Origin of the sequence: Microcella alkalica (assembly GCF_014595885.1) — a bacterium.
GTDB classification, from domain to species: domain Bacteria; phylum Actinomycetota; class Actinomycetes; order Actinomycetales; family Microbacteriaceae; genus Microcella; species Microcella alkaliphila_B.
In genome coordinates this window covers 267,686-283,828 of sequence record NZ_JABUKC010000003.1, presented here as the reverse complement: position 1 = coordinate 283,828, position 16,143 = coordinate 267,686, and the positions used below count along the sequence as shown (strand labels likewise).

Here is a 16,143-nt window from a genome sequence, read left to right as displayed (position 1 = left end):
CATGTCGAACCCGTTCAACCCCCAGCAGGGCGGCCAGGTCGCCGACCGTCTCAACCCGCTCGTCGCCGGCTCGCAGGCGACCGACGCGGCACCGCCCGCCTCGCGCGCCATCCCGGTGCGCCGTCGGCGCGGATTCGTGCGGTGGTTCCTCGACACCGGCTGGCGCCACCTCATCGGCATTGTCATGCTCGTGTTCGCGGCGTTCCCGCTGCTGTACGTGCTCTCGGCCTCGCTCAACCCGACGGGCACGCTCGTCGGCTCGAACGAGCTGTTCCGCACGATCGACTTCAGCAACTACGTGGAGCTGTTCCAGCGCCCGCAGCAGCCGTACGCGGCGTGGTTCCTCAACACCCTCGTCATCGGGCTCGTGACCGCCGCCGGCACCGTCTTCCTCGGGGCCCTCGCCGCCTACGCGTTCTCGCGGCTGCGCTTCACGGGCCGCCGCGTCGGCCTGCTGACGCTGCTGCTCGTGCAGATGTTCCCGCAGCTGCTCGGCGTCGTCGCGATCTTCCTGCTCATGTCGGGCATCGGCGAGATCTTCCCGCAGATCGGCATCGGCACGCAGGCGGGCCTCATCCTCGTCTACCTCGGCGGCGCGCTCGGCGTGAACACGTACCTCATGTACGGCTTCTTCAACACGATCCCGATCTCGATCGACGAGGCGGCGAAGCTCGACGGCGCGAGCCACGCGCAGATCTTCTTCACGATCGTGCTGCGGCTGGTCGCGCCGATCCTCGCCGTCGTGGGGCTGCTGTCGTTCATCGGCACGTTCAGCGAGTTCGTGATCGCCTCGATCATGCTCACCGACCCGCAGACGCAGACGCTCGCGGTGGGCCTCTACCAGTTCGTCTCGCAGGAGACCTCGCGCAACTGGGCGATCTTCTCCGCCGGTGCGGTGCTCGCGGCGATCCCCGTCATGGCGCTGTTCCTCTACCTGCAGAAGTACATCGTCGGCGGCCTCACGGCCGGCTCGGTGAAGTGAGCCTCGACCTCGCGAGCGAACCCCACCACGACGGCAGCTCGCTCTACGTCTCCACGCCGGCTCCCGAGCTCGGCGAGGCCGTGCGGGTGCGGATGCGCATCCCCCATGAATACGGCGCCGTCGCCGCCGTCACCGTGCGTTCGAACCCCAACCACGAGCCGCGCTGGTCGCAGGCCGTGCGCGTCGCCGCGACGCCGCAGGCCGAGTGGTGGGAGGCCGAGGTGCTCGTCGAGAACCCCGTGCACGGCTACCGCTGGCTCGTCGCGCGGGCCGACGGGCGGTCGCAGTGGCTCACGAGCGCCGGGCTCAGCGACCTCGAGCCGCGCGACGACGACGACTTCCGGCTCGTGACCTACGCGTCGCCGCCGGCCTGGGCGAGCGAGCAGGTCATGTACCAGGTGTTCCCCGACCGCTTCGCGCGATCGGCCGCCGCCGACGCTCGACCCGTGCCCGAGTGGGCCGAGCCCGCCGATTGGGACGACGAGCCCATTGGTCACGGGCCCTCGACGCCCGTGCAGTTCTACGGCGGCGACCTCGACGGCGTCACCGAGCACCTCGACCACCTCGAGCGGCTCGGGGTGACCCTGCTGTACCTGACGCCGATCTTCCCGGGGCGGTCGAACCACCGCTACGACGCGCACTCGTTCCACCACGTCGACCCGGTGCTGGGCGGCGATGCGGCGCTCGTGCGCCTGGTCGAGGCCGCGCACGCGCGCGGCATCCGCGTCATCGGCGACCTCACCAGCAATCACTCGGGCGATGCGCACGAGTGGTTCGAGGCCGCCCGCGGCAACCCCGGCGCGCCCGAGAGCGAGTTCTACTACTGGCTCGACGACGCGCAGCTTGACTACGAGTCGTGGCTCGGCGTGCCCAGCCTGCCGAAGTTCAACTGGAACTCGCGCGAGCTGCGTCGCCGCTTCATCGAGGGGCCCGACTCGGTCGTCGCGCACTGGCTCAAGCCGCCGTTCAGCCTCGACGGCTGGCGCATCGACGTCGCCAACATGACGGGGCGCTACCGCGACGAGGATCTCAACGCCGAGGTGCGGCAGACGCTGCGTCGCACCATGATCGAGACGAACCCCGACACGGTGCTGTTCGGCGAGGTCACGAACGACGCGGCGAGCGACTTCCAGGGCGACGCCTGGCACGGCGCCATGACCTACCCGAGCTTCACCCGACCGGTGTGGTCGTGGCTGACCGAGCCGGGCTCGCGCGAGTGGTTCTTCGGTCTGCCGTACGAGCAGATCCCGCAGCTGACGGGCGAGCAGGTCTACGAGTCGCACCGGCGCTTCACCGCCGCGTTCCCGTGGCGCACGCGCGTGTGCACGATGAACGCGCTCGACACGCACGACACCGCGCGCTTCGCCACCTACGCGCGGCCCGGCGCCGTGCCGGTCGCGGTCGGTCTGTCGATGACGCTGCCGGGCATCCCCGTCGTCTTCGCCGGCGACGAGTTCGGCCACACCGGCACCAACGGCGAGCACTCGCGCACCACCATGCCGTGGAACCGCTACGACGAGCACGCCGAGACGATCGACCTGTACGCCTCGCTCATCGCGCTGCGCCGCGTGCACCCAGCGCTCAGCCACGGCGGCCTGCGGTGGCTGCACGCGAGCGACGACGCGCTCGTCTTCGTGCGCGAGACCGCCGAGGAGAGCGTGCTCGTATGCGCCGCGCGAGACGACGTCGACATCGTGCTGCCGGCCTCCGCGATCGAGGGCCCGGCCACGCGCCTGACCGGCACGGGCGAGCTGGCGGATGCGCGCATCCGGTCGACCGGGATGGCCTTCAGCGCGTGGTCGCTGCCCGGCGTCGCCGTGCCCGCGTTCGGCTCGGAGGAGGTTCCGCCGCCCCGCTGACGCGCGCAGTCGAGGGCCTCCCCGGCCGTTTCGACCCCCGCCGTCGCGGGTGCTAATCTTCTCTGGTGCCCCGGGCCCGTACGGCCGGGGCAGCGCCCCGATAGCTCAGTGGTAGAGCACTTCCATGGTAAGGAAGGGGTCGTCAGTTCAATCCTGACTCGGGGCTCTGGAACTCCCGCCGCGCGCGGGCGTCCTGCCCGGCGGGGTAGCTCAGGTGGTTAGAGCACACGGCTCATAATCGTGGTGTCGCGGGTTCGAGTCCCGCCCTCGCTACAGCTTCTTCTCTCGTGTCGCTCGGCGGCGCTCGCCGTTGTTGCGCGCGGCGCGCTCCGTACTGCGTTGCCTGGCCCGCGGTGCCTGCCTAGCGGTCGGCGCCCACGTGCCGACCGCGCCGCGCGAGTCGCACGCGCGCCGCGACACTCACCACTGTTTCGGGCACACCACACGCCCCCGAGCGCAGTGTGTGCCGTGAACCGTGTGGTGTACGGAGGGTGCGACTGCCCGCGCGGGTGCGGGACGCGGGCGCGACCAGTGCCCGGCGCCGCTACTGCTCGGTGAACGCGAGCGCCGCGCCGAAGCCGACGAACGCGAGCCCCGTCACCACGTCGATGCCGCGCTGCGTCGACGCCTTCGCCATCCAGCGCCGCAGCGCCTGCGCGCCGAGGATGAGCACCGTGAACCACACGATGCTCTCGAGGGCGTGGATGCTCGCCAATAGCGCTCCGAACAGCGCGGTCGGCACGCCCTCGGGCAGGAACGCCGGCAGCACCGCCACGTAGAACACCGCGACCTTGGGGTTCAGCAGCGTCGTGAGCAGCCCTTTCACGGCGGCGGCGCGGATGCCCGGTGCCGCGATCGCGACGGTCGCGTCGTGGGCGGGGCCGGCGCGGAAGGCCGCCCAGAGCATCCGTGCCCCCAAGAAGATGAGGTACAGCGCGCCGACGACCTTGAGCACCGTGAAGGCGACGGCCGAGACGGCGAAGAGCGCCGAGAGCCCGAGTGCTGCGGCGACACCCCAGATGAGGGCGCCGACGCAGATGCCGGCGCCGGCGGCGAACGCCGGGCCGCGCCCGTGGCGGATGGCGGCGTGCAGCACGAGCGCGGAATCCATGCCGGGGGTGATCGTGAGCAGCGCGGCGACGAGCGCGAACTGCCAGAGGGCCTCGGTGACGGTCACGAGCGCGATGCTAGCCGGGGCCGCGTGCGGGTCGGTGCGGCGCGCGGCTCAGCAGCCGGCGCGCGGCTCAGTAGCCCGTGCGCTCCTCGAGCAGCCGCGCGAGGTCGGCCTTGACGCCCGCGATGGCCTCGCGCTGCTGCTCCTCCGTCTGGCGCACCTTCGTCGCGCGCGGGATGAGCCGGGCCTGCACGAGCTCGGCGAGGGTGTCGTCGCGGGCGCGCAGGGCGATCTGGCGCAGCTGCTCGTCATCGTCGCGGGCCGCCTTCACGCGGTCGATGACGCCGAGCACGGTGCGGGTGCGGGCGACGAGCCGTTCGGCCTCCTCGCGCTGGCGCTCCAGCCGGCGGCGCTCGCGGCGCAGGCGGGCGCGCTCGGTGCGGCTCGGCCGGCGCCCCCCTGGCTCGTCCGATGCGTCGAGCAGGGCGAGGTCGAGGGGTGCGGCGCGCTCGCTCTCGCGCGTGAGGCGCGCGGCCGTCTCGGTGAGCTCGGCGATGAGCGTGTCGGCCGCCTGGCGGGTGAGCTCGATGGCGGCGGCCTCGTTCCACGAGCCGCCGTCGCGCAGGGTGGTCAGGATGATGCCGTTCTTCGTCGACAGGCGCATCGCGGCGGCGGCCACGAGGTATCCCTCGTCGACGAGGTGCTCGAGGTTGTCGAGCGACTCGTAGGGGCGCGCGGGCGCGGGCCGGGGCGGCCGCTCGGGGCGGGCGCGGCGGGGCCAGAGGCGCATGAGCCCAGGCTACGCGGGGCGGGCTCGGTGGGGCCCGTGCGCGGCGCGCGCCGAGCATCCGCGAGAAAAGGGCGCGACACGCCGAAACACTAGATCTGGGGGAATGACATCCCTGTCATTCCCGTTATATAGTGATGCTCCACCGGCGGGAAGCCGGCCACAGATTCGACAGGAGGTCCGCACATGGACAACGACAACGAGACCGTCGGCGGCTACGCGGTGCCCGTCGACCCGATGGACCTGCTGCAGTGCGAGAGCTGCCAGTAGTCATCGGTCAGTGACTTCACGAAGCCCCGGGGCGCCACACGGCGACCGGGGCTTCGTCCGTTCTCGACTCCCCTGACTCGACTCCCCTGACCCGCCGCAGCGCAGCGCCGCCCCACCGGAGGGACCCCGTGTACCGCATCCCCGACAGCGCCGTCGCCGAGCTCGCCTCCGACGCGGAGGCGCTCGACCGCGTCACCCGCGTGCTCGGGCCCGTCGAGGTCGTTATCGACCGGTCGTGGCCGCACGGCGAGGCCCGCGTGGTCGAGGTGCGCACGCGCGGCGACGAGCACGCGATCGTGAAGTGGCACCGCGGCGGCCGCAACTACCACCGCGAGCTCGAGGCGTACCAGCGGTACGTGCCCGCGCTCGGCGGCGACGCCCCGCGCTTGGTCGCGAGCGACGATCGGCTGCAGCTGCTGATCGTCTCGCGCGTGCCCGGTGAGGTCGTCGACGGCACGGAGGCGGCCCACGACCCGGCCGTGCATCGTCGCGCGGGCGAGGTGCTGCGGCGCCTGCACGATTCGACGCCGGCCGTCGTCAACGACCACTTCGGCGACACCCTGATGGCGAAGTTCGCGTACTGGGCAGACCGGGTCGGTGACGCCGTGACCGAGGCCGAGCTCGACATCGCCGAGCGCATCGCGGCTGGCTCGCTCGACCTCGGGCCGCTGCCGCTGGTGCCGGCCCATCGCGACAACTCCCCGCGCAACTGGATGCTCGGCCCCGACGAGCACGTGCGCCTCATCGACTTCGCCGCCGTCGAGTTCGAGCCGTGGGCGGTCGACCTGTTCCGCCTCGAGCAGCGCGAGTGGCTCGACGCCCCGCTGCTGCGCGAGGTGTTCCTCGACGGCTACGGCCGCCGCCCCGACGCGCGCGACGAGGCGGTCCTGCACTGCTTCCACGCCGTGCAGGCGGTCGCCACGATCGCCTGGGCGCTCGAGCACGACGACGCGGCCTTCGCCGCGCAGGGGCGCGAGATGCTCGACCGACTGCTCGGCGAGACGCTGTACTGAGCCCCGCCTAGACTGGCTCGGTGCCCGTGAACCCCGCTCTTACCGAGCGCGCGTTCGCGCCCGTCGCGCCCTATCTGGTGGGGCGCGAGAAGGTGCGCGAGTTCGCGCGCGCCGTGCTCGCCACGGCCGCTCTGCACCACGACCCGGAGGCCGCGCGCGCCGCCGGCTTCGCCGACGTCGTGGCGCCGCCGACCTTCCCGATCGTCGTCGCCGAGGCCACGCTGCAGCAGCTGCTCGCCGAGCCCGATGCGGGCATCGACTTCAGCCGCGTCGTGCACGGCGACCAGCGCTTCAGCTACTCGCGCCCGATCGTCGCGGGCGACGAGCTCACGGCGACGCTGCGCGTGACGAGCATCAAGACGCTCGGCGGCAACAGCATGATTACCAGCGAGACGAGCATGGTCGACGCCGACGGCGCGCACGTCGTCACGAGCGTCTCGACCCTCGTCGTGCGGGGGGAGGACGCATGAGCGGTGCACTCGAGCTCGAGGTCGGCCAGGTCGTCGCCGAGCGCACCTACGCGATCAGCCGCGACACCCTCGTGCGCTACGCCGGTGCGAGCGGCGACTTCAACCCCATCCACTATCGCGATGACGTCGCCGCGTCGGTCGGTCTGCCGGGCGTGCTCGCCCACGGCATGCTCACGATGGGTTTCGCCGTGCAGCCGGTCGTCGACTGGCTGGATGCCCGCGGCTGGGTCAGCGACTACCAGGTGCGGTTCACGCGCCCCATCGTCGTCGATCCCGTTGACGGCGCCACGGTGACCGTCGTCGCGACGGTCGGCGCGGTCGACGAGACCGGCGGGCGCATCGACCTCACCGTGAGCGTCGACGGGCAGACCGTGCTCGGCAAGGCGCAGGTGCGCGTCACCGCGCTGTAGCCGCCATGCCGACGATCCGCGAGCACGAGCCGCTCTCCGCTCACACGACGCTGCGCGTCGGCGGCCCCGCTGCGCGCTTCGTCGAGGCGACGACGACCGACGAGCTCGTCGCGGCGGTGCGCGAGGCGGAGGCCTCCGGCGACGACTGGATGGTGCTCGGCGGGGGCTCGAACGTCGTCGTCGGCGACGCCGGCGTCGACGGCTCGGTCATCCGCATCCTCACGCGCGGCGTCGAGCGACTGCCCGACGCGCCCGGCTCGAGTCGGCCGGTGCGGATCAGGGTGCAGGCGGGCGAGGACTGGGACGCGCTCGTGGCCCTCACCGTCGAGAACGGATGGGCGGGGCTCGAGGCGATGTCGGGCATCCCCGGCTCGACGGGCGCGGCCCCGATCCAGAACATCGGCGCCTACGGGCAGGAGGTCGCCGAGAGCCTCATCGCCGTCGAGGTGCTCGACGACGACGGCGAGCGGCGGGTGATCCCGGCGCCTGAGCTCAAGCTCGGCTACCGCACGAGCGTGCTCAAGCACGGCGGCACCCGCGCCGTCGTGCTCAGCGTCGACCTCGCCCTCGAGCAAAACGCGGATGCCCGCAGCCGGCCCGTGCAGTACGCCCAGCTCGCCGAGGCGCTCGGCGTCGCGATCGGCGAGCGCGCGCCGCTCGTCGGCGTACGCGCCGCGGTGCTCGCGCTGCGGGCGGGCAAGGGCATGGTGCTCGACGACGCCGACCCCAACTCGGTGAGCGCCGGCTCGTTCTTCACGAATCCGATCGTGAGCGAGAGCTTCGCCCGGTCGCTGCCGTCGGATGCTCCGCGCTGGCCGCTCGCCCCCGAGCCCCCGGCGCTCGCCGTGCCGCTCGGCGCCGAGCCCGCGATGCCGCCGCAGCAGTCCCCGCGCGAGGTGAAGCTCAGCGCCGCCTGGCTCATCGAGCGCTCGGGCATCGGGCGGGGCTTCGCCCTGCCGGGCTCGCGCGCGGCGGTGTCGAAGAAGCACACGCTCGCGCTCATCAACACCGGCGGGGCGACGGCGGCGGAGGTGTCGCAGCTCGCGCGGTACATCCAGACGCGGGTGATGAGCGAGTTCGGGGTCGTGCTGCACCCCGAACCGGTGTTCGTGAACCTGGAGTTGTAGGCCCGCGGTCTAGAGCAGCCCGCGCTCCATGGCGAGGGTCACCGCGCGCGTGCGGTCGTGCACGCCGAGCTTCTCGAAGGCCTTCAGCAGGTGGCTCTTCACGGTCGCCTCGCCGATGAACAGGCGCTCGCCGATGACGCGATTCGAGCATCCGGCGGCGACGAGGCGCAGCACGTCGAGTTCGCGGGCTGTCAGCTCGACGGGGGCGGGGGCGCGCAGTCGGGCGACGAGCTGCGCGGCGATCGCGGGCGAGAGGGCGGTCTCGCCTCGCGCGACGGAGCGCACGCCCTCGACGATCTCATCGGCGGGCGCGGCTTTCAGGAGGTAGCCGCTCGCGCCCGCCTCGATGGCGGCGAGGATGGTCGCGTCGGTCTCGTACGTGGTGAGGATGAGCACGCGCGTGCCCGGCAGCTCGGCTCGGATCCGCGCCGTCGCCTCGTCGCCCGTCGCGCCGGGCATCCGCACGTCCATGACGACGAGATCGGGGCGCAGTCGCCGCGCCTCCTCGACGGCGGCCAGCCCGTCGGCGGCCTGCCCGACGACGTCGATGTCGTCGTGCTCGTCGAGCAGGGCGACGATGCCGGCGCGCACGACGGCGTGGTCGTCGGCCACGAGCACGCGGATCACGCGGCGACCCCCGCGACGGGCACCCGCACGCCGAGCACGGTGCCGCGCCCTGGCGCGCTGTCGACGCGCAGCGAGCCGTCGACGAGCGCGAGCCGGTCGCGCATGCCGGCGAGCCCGAAGCCGTCGCGCGCGGTGGCGGGGTCGAAGCCGACGCCGTCGTCGGCGACGCGCAGGGTGACCGCGTCGGGCGTGCGCCCGACCGCGATCTCGATGCGGGATGCCCGGGCGTGCTTGCGCGCGTTGGCGAGCGCCTCCTGCGCGCACCGCAGCACGACCACCTCGACGTCACGCGGCAGACCGGGGCCGGTCGCCTCCCCGGGCTCCGGCCGGGCGATGGCGACGATGACGCCGGTCTCCCGTTCGAAGCGCGCGGCGAGGCGGTCGAGCGCGCCGTCCAGGTCGAGCCGCTCAGCGGCCTCGGCGGGGCTCTCGGCGGCGGTCGCGCCCGCGACGGCGGTGCCGGCGGCGACGAGTGCGCGGGTCTCGCCGAGGGTCTCGCGCGCGACGTCCTCGATGAGGGCCAGCACGTCGGGGTCGCCGCCGCTGCGGCGGGCGCGCTGAGCGAGCATGACGAGGCCCGTGAGATCCTGCGCGATGGTGTCGTGCAGCTCCCGCGCGAGGCGCTCGCGCTCGGCCGCGGCGCCGGCCTCTCGATGCAGGGCGGCGATCTGCTGCTGCGCGCCCTGCAGCTCGGCGAGCAGGGCGCCGTTGCGCTCGCCGAGCTCGGTCGTGCGCGTGATCCACAGCCCCATGGCGAGGCTGAAGCCGAGCGACAGCGCCGTCGAGAGGCCGGTCTGCGCGAGGGCGCCGGGGCCGGTGCCGAGCGAGATGAGGAACCCGACGGCGACCGAGGTCGCGACGACGACGTTGAACGCGACGGCCCGCCGCAGGTTCGCGGCGTAGACCCACGCGATCGGGTAGACGACGACCTGCACGATGGCCAGCGTCGGGTACCCGGCGACGGCGACGCCCGCGGCGATCGCCGCGACGACGACGAAGACGGGGGCCGTGGGCGAAGCCGGGCCGCGGCGTCCGAGCACGAGCCACGTGGCGACGAGCAGGCCGAGGCCCGTGAGGCCGAGTGCGATGCGCGGCGCCGAGCTCGTCTGCGCGAGCAGGAGCACGGCGAGCAGCCCGGAGACGCCGAGCACGGCCGCATCCCACCACGTCACACGGGGGCGGGGAGGGTGCGGGCGCGTCGCGGTCACGAGTCGCGCCGGATCCAGCGGAAGGTGAGCCGCGTCAGGATAAGCCCGGCGACCAGCCAGATCAGCAGCGCGATCGCGATGCCGGGCAGATCCCAGCTCTCGTTCTGCTCGAGCGCGACGAGCTCGTCGGGCAGGAAGACGCTGCGCATGCCCTGCGCCATCCACTTCAGCGGGAACACCGCCGCGACGTTCTGCAGCCACTCCGGCAGGTCGCTGAAGCGCAGGTAGACGCCCGAGATGAACTGCAGCACGAGTGTGATCGGGATCACGACGGCCGTCGCCGAGGCCCCCGAGCGCGGCACCGCCGACAGCGCGATGCCGAGGATCGCCGAGGTGATGACGCCGAGCAGGAAGATCCACGCGAAGTCGAGCCAGCGCTCCGGCTCCTCGGGCAGCGGCACCTGGAAGACGGTGAAGCCGAGCAGCAGCAGCACGAGCGCCTGGGCGGTGCCGGTGACGAGCGACTGCCCGATCTTGCCGATGAAGTAGCTCACGATCGGCAGCGGTGAGCCGGCGAGGCGCTTGAGCGTGCCGTTGCTCTTCTCCAGCGCGATGTCGATGGCGAGGTTCTGCAGGCCGCTCAGCAGCACGCCCGCGGCGAGCATCGCCGGCAGGAAGAACCAGGCCGCCGTGATGTCGTCGCCGTCGGCGGTCTGCCCGAAGCTCGCCTCGCTGAACGAGACGGAGAAGATCGTGAGCATGACGACGGGGAAGAGGAAGGTGAAGAACACCGTGTCGCCCTGCCGGAAATACGCCCGTACCTCGTAGCCGATGCGCAGCGCGCCGAGGCGCAGCGCGCGGGTGACGCCGCTCACGAGGCCACCTCCACGGGGCTCAGGTCGTCGGCGTGCTCGCGGCCGACGAGCGACAGGTAGACGTCCTCCAGGCTCGGCCTGATCACTTCGAGGCCGTCGGGCTCCGCGCCGAGCCGGGCGACGAGGGCCGCGACGAGCTCGCCGGGGCGCTGCGTGCGCTCCTCGCGGAGGGCGGCGCCCTCGAGCCAGCGCACGACCGGCACCCGGGCATCCGCGCCCCCCAGTTCGTCGATGGGAGCGAGCGCGACCATGCGGCCCTTCGCGATGACGCCGGCGCGGTCGCCGAGCTGGGCGGCCTCGTCGAGGTAGTGGGTGGTGAGCAGGATCGTCGTGCCCTCGCCCTGCAGGCGCCGGATGAGCGCCCAGAAGTCGCGCCGCGCCTCCGGGTCGAAGCCCGTCGTGGGCTCGTCGAGGAAGAGCAGCTCGGGCCGGCCGATGATGCCCACGGCGACGTCGACGCGCCGCCGCTGCCCGCCCGACAGCTTGCGGATGAGCGACCCCGCCTTCGCCTCGAGCCCGACCGCGGCGATCACCTCGTCGACGTCGCGCGGGTTCGGGTAGAGGGCGGCGAAGTGGCTCAGCTGCTCGCGCACCGTCACGGCGCCGGTCTCGCCGGAGCTCTGCAGCACGATGCCGAGCCGCGCCTTCCAGTCGAGGCCGCCCTTCTCCGGGTCGCGACCGAGCACGCTCACCTCGCCGGAGCTGCGCCGACGGTACCCCTCGAGGATCTCGATGGCCGTCGACTTGCCGGCGCCGTTCGGGCCGAGCAGGGCGAAGGTCTCACCGCGGTGGATGTCGAAGCTGACGCCGTCGAGCGCGGCGTTCTCGCCGTATTCCTTGCGCAGGTTGCGCACCGCGACGACGTTCTCGGTCGTGATCATGGCTCTACTCTGGCCGCCGTCCCGGCGTGCCACAACAGCCGAACGGGCCGACCCCGCCTCCACCGATCGGTGGAGGGAGGCCGGCCCGTCGCGGCCGTCATCGACGATCAGGCGCCGGATGCTCCGCGCTCGTCGCGCCGGCCGCTCGAGGTGATCGCCCCGACGATCGCGCCGATCACCAGCAGGGCTCCGAGCCCGGCAATGATGATGATCGGCACGGCGCCGTTGGGCAGCTCGTCGAGCAGCCCGAGCTCGCCGGTGAGCGCGAGCGCCGCGATGCCGAGCACGATGACGCCCCAGACGATCGTCGCGACGAGGGGCCGCAGCGGCTCCTCGAGGGGGGCCTGCAGGTCCGTGGTGTCCGCGCTCATCGGTCCAGTCCTTCCGGGGTCTCGGTGGTGAAGAGGATGTCGCCGGCGCCCGAGATGACCTCGAGAGTGAGCATCCGCTCGGTCTCGCCGCTCTCGGAGTAGCCGCCGTCGCGGGGGATGCGACGCTCGACGTCGCCGGTCGGGCTGTCGTCGGTCACGAGCGCGGTGCTGCCCGCCCCGGCGACGATCTCCCACTCGACCGAGCCCTCGTCGGGCAGCGCGACCGTGATGTCGCCCGCGCCGGAGACGACGGTGACAGTGCCGTCGAGGTTCTCGCCGCGATCGGTGCCCTCCCAGTAGTCGGAGAGGTCGACGAGCGTCGAGCCCGCCCCCACCACGAAGACCTGCTCGTCGTCGTCGGTGAACAGCGGCGTGTAGGCGCCCGAGCCGACGAACCGCAGCTCGCTGCCCGCGCCCGGGGTGGCCCCCGCGATGACGAGGGCGATGAGGGTCACGACCGCCCAGCCCGTCGAGCCGCCGGCGCGCTTGCCGCGCACGCCGTTGATGACGATCGCCGCGCCGAGCACCGCGAGGGCGACGGCGAGCCCGATCGTGACGTCAGGCCGCTGGATGTCGTCGCCGCCCAGCACGAGCGTCGTCGTCGCGCCGGCGAGCAGGGCGAGGCCTGCCGCGGCGAGCGTGTACAGCGGGCTGGGGCGCTGGCGGCGGCGCAGCGAGCGGTGCCGCTCGTACTCAGCGGCGCGTGCGGCGCGCTCGGCGGCGAGGCGCTCGGCCTCCGCCTGCCGGCGAGCCTCCTGCTCGGCCGCGTAGGCGTCGCGCTGCGCGCGGTCGGCCGCCTGCTGCGCCTGCCAGGCGGCGAGGTCGCCGTCGAGCGGGGTGGTCGCGGTGGCGTCGGCGCTGAGCACGTCGTCGGTCGGGGCATCCGCCGCGGCTGTCGCGGTCGGCGGGGTCGTCGCGGACGTCGAGGGCGTGCCCGCGGATGCGGCGCTCGCCGGCGCCACGAACGTCGCCGTCGTCGCGCCCTGCGGGGCGCCCGCGGCGCCACCGTGCGCGCCCTGCGAGCTCTTCGACCGTCGCACGAGCCACACGATGAGCCAGACGATGCTGCCGAGGATGGCGGCCGTCCAGATGAGGCCGAGCAGGGCTGCGACCCAGCCGCCGCCCCAGCCGTAGCCGACCCAGTCGCCTCCGTCGCCCCAGCCGGGTGCGCCCCAGCCCCAGAACCAGGGGCCGCCGTCACCGAGGCCGAGCAGGGCGAGCACGAACAGGATCGCCGCGCCGACGAAGCCGGATTCGACGCGACCGCGCGAGACCTCCTCGGCGTGGATCTTGCCCGTCACGTCGGGCAGGAAGGCCCACGCGACGGCGTAGAGCAGGGCGACGGGAAAGGCGAAGATGGCGAGCACGACGAGGATGCCGCGCACGATGAGCGGGTCGATGCGCAGCCGCAGGGCGATGCCGGCGGCGACGCCGCCGAGCCAGCCGGGCTCGCGCGTGAGCTGCAGCGAGCGCAGCCAGCCGAAGAAGCGGGCGCCGCCGCTCGGCGGGGCGCCGGCGGGGGTGCCGGGGGGCGGAGGGGAGGTGGTCATGCTGCGATGCTCCCGCGCCGGGGGACACCCGCACCATCGGGGTTCACCCTGATCCGTCCCCGATTCCTCGCTCCGGGCATCCCCCGGTCGGCGCTCGGGTGGTTCACTGAACGCGTGACCGCCGCGACCGACTCGACCGCGCCGCGCGCCGCCGACTCGACCGCGCCGCGCGCCACCGCGCCGGCTGCGCGCCCGCCGCTCGCCCGCCCGCCGCTCGCCCGCCCCCGCGAGGTCGTCGTCGGCGGCGTCTCGGTCGCGCTCGCCGAGCATCTCGGCTGGCGCGTCGGCCTCGTGCGCACCCTGTTCGTCGTCGGCGCCGTGCTCGGCGGCGGGGGCGCGCTGCTGTACGTCTGGCTGTGGGCGCTCACGCCGCTGCGCGGCGAGAGGCCGGGCGACGACCCGGTGTCGGCGCGATCGGATGCGCCCCTCGCCGTGCGCCGCCGGGTGCCGGGCGCGCTGCTGCTGCTCATCGCCTCCGGGGTCGCCGGGCTCGTCACGATCGTCGCCGCGGTGACCGGCGACCGGGCCGACCCCGTCGAGGCCGCGTTCACGACGCTCGTGCTCGCCGGGGCATCCGTCGCCTGGAGCCTGCTGCTCGACCGGCACGACCCGGGCCGCGGCGAGCGGGCGGGGGTCGCCATCCGCTCGATCGCGGCGGGCGGCCTCATCGTCACGGCGGTGCTCGTGCTGAGCGCGAACCCGAGCGCCACCACCGCGATCGTCGCGGTCATGATGATCATCGGCGGTGCGGCCGTGCTCGTGGCGCCGCTGCTGCTGAGCCTGTGGTCGACGATCCTCGCCGAGCGCTCGGCGCGGGCGCGCGAGGAGAGCCGCGCCGAGGTCGCCGCCCACCTGCACGACAGCGTGCTGCAGACGCTCGCGCTCATCCAGAACCGCGCCGAGCCCGGCAGCGAGGTGGCGCGCCTGGCCCGAGCGCAGGAGCGCGAGCTGCGCGACTGGCTGTTCGCCGGCACGCGGCCCTCCGACGCCGACTTCGCGGCGCAGCTGCGCCAGGCCGCGCTCGAGATCGAGCTGCAGCATCCGGTGCGCTTCGACGTCGTCACGACGGGAGACTTCACGGGCCGCGAGTTCGAACCGGTGCTCGCCGCTGCGCGCGAGGCGATGCTCAACGCGGCGCGCCACGCTGGCGGCGAGGTGAGCGTCTACGTCGAGCTGCGGGCGGATGCCCTCGAGCTCTGGGTGCGCGACCGCGGCCCCGGCTTCGATCCGGCCGCGATCCCGGCCGACCGGCTGGGGGTGCGCGAGTCGATCGTCCGCCGCATGGCGCGCCACGGCGGCTCCGCCACGGTCACTCGGCTCGCCTCCGGCACCGAGGTCGCCCTGCGGCTGCCGCTCGCCGATCGTCCCGCCCCGTCGCCCGCCCCCGAGGAGGCCCCGTGAGAGTGCTCATCGTCGACGACCACTCCATCTTCCGGTCGGGGCTGCGCGCCGACCTCGGGGCCGAGGTCGAGGTGGTCGGCGAGGCGGCGACCGTCGACGAGGCCGTCGAGCGCATCGCCGCGCTCGAGCCCGAAGTGGTGCTGCTCGACGTGCACCTGCCGGGCGGCGCGGGCGGCGGGGGAGCCGAGGTGCTGCGGCGCAGCGCCGCGCTGCTCGATCGCGTGCGCTTCCTCGCGCTGAGCGTGAGCGACTCGGCCGAGGATGTCGTCGGCGTCATCCGGGCCGGCGCGCGCGGCTACATCACGAAGGGCTCGTCGGGTGCCGAGGTGGCGCGCGCCATTTCGGCGGTGGCCGGGGGCGACGCGGTGTTCTCACCGCGATTAGCGGGATTCGTGCTCGACGCCTTCGGCGCCGTCGCGGGCGAGCAGGCGGCCGATGACGACGAGCTCGATCGCCTGAGCGCCCGTGAGCGCGAGGTCATGCGGCTCATCGCGCGCGGTTATGCCTATAAAGAGGTCGCCGCCGAGCTCTTCATCTCGGTGAAGACGGTCGAATCCCACGTCTCGGCGGTGCTGCGCAAGCTGCAGCTCTCGAGCCGGCACGAGCTCACGGCCTGGGCGCTCGAGCGCAAACTGCTCTGACCGCAGCGCCGACAATTGCCGAGGCGCTTTCCTGCGCATTCTCCCGGAATTGACGAGCGCTCACGCAAATGTCGCGGATTAGCCCTGTGAAAAGCATTACTGTGGGAGCGCGTCGAGCGAATACGCTCGCCGCCGGAGCGTGTTTCGATATCGCTCTCGGGCATCCACGCTTTTCGGTCCGCGCCGCAGTTCGGCGCACCACCGCTCACCGGAATAAGAGGGGCAATTGTGAAGAGAATCACCACCGAGCTCGTCGACGACCTCGACGGCACCATCATCGGCCAGGGCGACGGCGGCACCGTCTCGTTCGGCCTCGACGGCAAGCACTACGAGATCGACCTCACGAGCGCGAACGCCGCCCAGCTGCGCGAGGCGCTCGCGCCGTTCATCGCCAAGGCGCGCTCGGCGAGCTCCGCTCGTGCGGCGGCTCCTGCGGCGCGCGCGTCGAGCGGGGGCCGCAAGCGCGCCTCGGCCGGCAGCAGCGCCGAGACGCAGGCGATCCGCGAGTGGGCTCAGGCGAACGGCTACCCCGTGGGCGACCGCGGCCGCATCGCCGCGGAGATCCGCGAGGCCTACGCCGCCGCGAAATAGCATCCCCATCGCACGGAAGGGCCCCG

17 protein-coding genes and 2 tRNA genes are annotated in these 16,143 nt (G+C 73.3%); 11 read left to right on the top strand and 8 right to left on the bottom strand.

All coding sequences use genetic code 11. The features are described from left to right. Position 1: 1 nt before the first annotated feature. The 4 genes from ID804_RS09080 to ID804_RS09065 all read left to right on the top strand — a co-directional run bounded on the left by ID804_RS09080 (position 2) and on the right by ID804_RS09065 (position 3,114). The gene (locus ID804_RS09080) at positions 2-982 is read left to right on the top strand and encodes a sugar ABC transporter permease (RefSeq protein ID WP_169079286.1); all 981 of its coding nucleotides are present in this window, start codon (positions 2-4) and stop codon (positions 980-982) included. Beyond that, on the top strand, positions 979-2,841 hold the full coding sequence (locus ID804_RS09075) for a glycoside hydrolase family 13 protein (protein WP_317451241.1): 1,863 nt from the start codon (positions 979-981) through the stop codon (positions 2,839-2,841). Before ID804_RS09080 ends, ID804_RS09075 begins: the two co-directional genes overlap by 4 nt. Before the next feature lie 94 nt (positions 2,842-2,935). Further along, positions 2,936-3,007 (top strand) — tRNA-Thr (locus ID804_RS09070). A gap of 33 nt (positions 3,008-3,040) precedes the next feature. Then, positions 3,041-3,114 (top strand) — tRNA-Met (locus ID804_RS09065). Between the two features lie 271 nt (positions 3,115-3,385). Here the strand turns inward: ID804_RS09065 and ID804_RS09060 are convergent. Together ID804_RS09060 and ID804_RS09055 are read right to left on the bottom strand one after the other, a co-directional pair. Beyond that, entirely contained in the window at positions 3,386-4,018 is a 633-nt protein-coding gene (locus tag ID804_RS09060) for a LysE family translocator (protein ID WP_169079288.1), read from the bottom strand. Between the two features lie 67 nt (positions 4,019-4,085). Beyond that, positions 4,086-4,745, bottom strand: a complete 660-nt coding sequence (locus ID804_RS09055; protein WP_169079290.1) for a hypothetical protein — start codon at positions 4,743-4,745, stop codon at positions 4,086-4,088. Between the two features lie 395 nt (positions 4,746-5,140). Here ID804_RS09055 and ID804_RS09050 point away from each other — a divergent pair, with 395 nt between their 5' ends. From ID804_RS09050 to ID804_RS09035, 4 genes are read left to right on the top strand one after another with little or no spacing between them, the layout of a single operon-like run. After that, a complete protein-coding gene (locus ID804_RS09050) occupies positions 5,141-6,025 on the top strand; it encodes an aminoglycoside phosphotransferase/kinase family protein (protein WP_169079292.1) in 885 nt (294 codons plus the stop codon). 20 nt (positions 6,026-6,045) lie between these two features. Further along, positions 6,046-6,495: an FAS1-like dehydratase domain-containing protein gene (locus ID804_RS09045; RefSeq protein WP_317451240.1), complete on the top strand. Its 450-nt coding sequence runs from the start codon at positions 6,046-6,048 to the stop codon at positions 6,493-6,495. Further along, positions 6,492-6,905, top strand: coding sequence for a MaoC/PaaZ C-terminal domain-containing protein (locus ID804_RS09040; RefSeq protein ID WP_169079294.1), 414 nt, complete (start codon positions 6,492-6,494; stop codon positions 6,903-6,905). The genes ID804_RS09045 and ID804_RS09040 overlap by 4 nt, the downstream gene beginning before the upstream one ends. Positions 6,906-6,910: 5 nt before the next feature. Beyond that, positions 6,911-8,032, top strand: a complete 1,122-nt coding sequence (locus ID804_RS09035; protein ID WP_188219187.1) for a UDP-N-acetylmuramate dehydrogenase — start codon at positions 6,911-6,913, stop codon at positions 8,030-8,032. Between the two features lie 9 nt (positions 8,033-8,041). Here the strand turns inward: ID804_RS09035 and ID804_RS09030 are convergent, their stop codons facing one another. The 6 genes from ID804_RS09030 to ID804_RS09005 form a co-directional block, all read right to left on the bottom strand. Beyond that, entirely contained in the window at positions 8,042-8,659 is a 618-nt protein-coding gene (locus tag ID804_RS09030; RefSeq protein WP_169079296.1) for a response regulator transcription factor, read from the bottom strand. Continuing rightward, entirely contained in the window at positions 8,656-9,867 is a 1,212-nt protein-coding gene (locus ID804_RS12425) for a sensor histidine kinase (protein WP_169079299.1), read from the bottom strand. The genes ID804_RS09030 and ID804_RS12425 overlap by 4 nt, the downstream gene beginning before the upstream one ends. Further along, a complete protein-coding gene (locus ID804_RS09020) occupies positions 9,864-10,682 on the bottom strand; it encodes an ABC transporter permease (RefSeq protein WP_169079301.1) in 819 nt (272 codons plus the stop codon). Before ID804_RS09020 ends, ID804_RS12425 begins: the two co-directional genes overlap by 4 nt. Further along, the gene (locus tag ID804_RS09015) at positions 10,679-11,560 is read right to left on the bottom strand and encodes an ABC transporter ATP-binding protein (RefSeq protein ID WP_169079806.1); all 882 of its coding nucleotides are present in this window, start codon (positions 11,558-11,560) and stop codon (positions 10,679-10,681) included. Before ID804_RS09015 ends, ID804_RS09020 begins: the two co-directional genes overlap by 4 nt. Before the next feature lie 110 nt (positions 11,561-11,670). Further along, positions 11,671-11,934, bottom strand: coding sequence for a hypothetical protein (locus ID804_RS09010; RefSeq protein WP_169079303.1), 264 nt, complete (start codon positions 11,932-11,934; stop codon positions 11,671-11,673). After that, complete coding sequence (locus ID804_RS09005; RefSeq protein WP_169079305.1) at positions 11,931-13,484, bottom strand: PspC domain-containing protein; 1,554 nt, start codon at positions 13,482-13,484, stop codon at positions 11,931-11,933. The genes ID804_RS09010 and ID804_RS09005 overlap by 4 nt, the downstream gene beginning before the upstream one ends. Positions 13,485-13,598: 114 nt before the next feature. Here ID804_RS09005 and ID804_RS09000 point away from each other — a divergent pair, with 114 nt between their 5' ends. The 3 genes from ID804_RS09000 (at position 13,599) to ID804_RS08990 (ending at position 16,117) form a co-directional block, all read left to right on the top strand. Continuing rightward, positions 13,599-14,885, top strand: a complete 1,287-nt coding sequence (locus tag ID804_RS09000; RefSeq protein ID WP_317451239.1) for a PspC domain-containing protein — start codon at positions 13,599-13,601, stop codon at positions 14,883-14,885. Next, entirely contained in the window at positions 14,882-15,526 is a 645-nt protein-coding gene (locus ID804_RS08995; protein ID WP_169079309.1) for a LuxR C-terminal-related transcriptional regulator, read from the top strand. The genes ID804_RS09000 and ID804_RS08995 overlap by 4 nt, the downstream gene beginning before the upstream one ends. 228 nt (positions 15,527-15,754) lie before the next feature. Beyond that, on the top strand, positions 15,755-16,117 hold the full coding sequence (locus tag ID804_RS08990; RefSeq protein ID WP_317451238.1) for a histone-like nucleoid-structuring protein Lsr2: 363 nt from the start codon (positions 15,755-15,757) through the stop codon (positions 16,115-16,117). Positions 16,118-16,143: the final 26 nt, after the last annotated feature.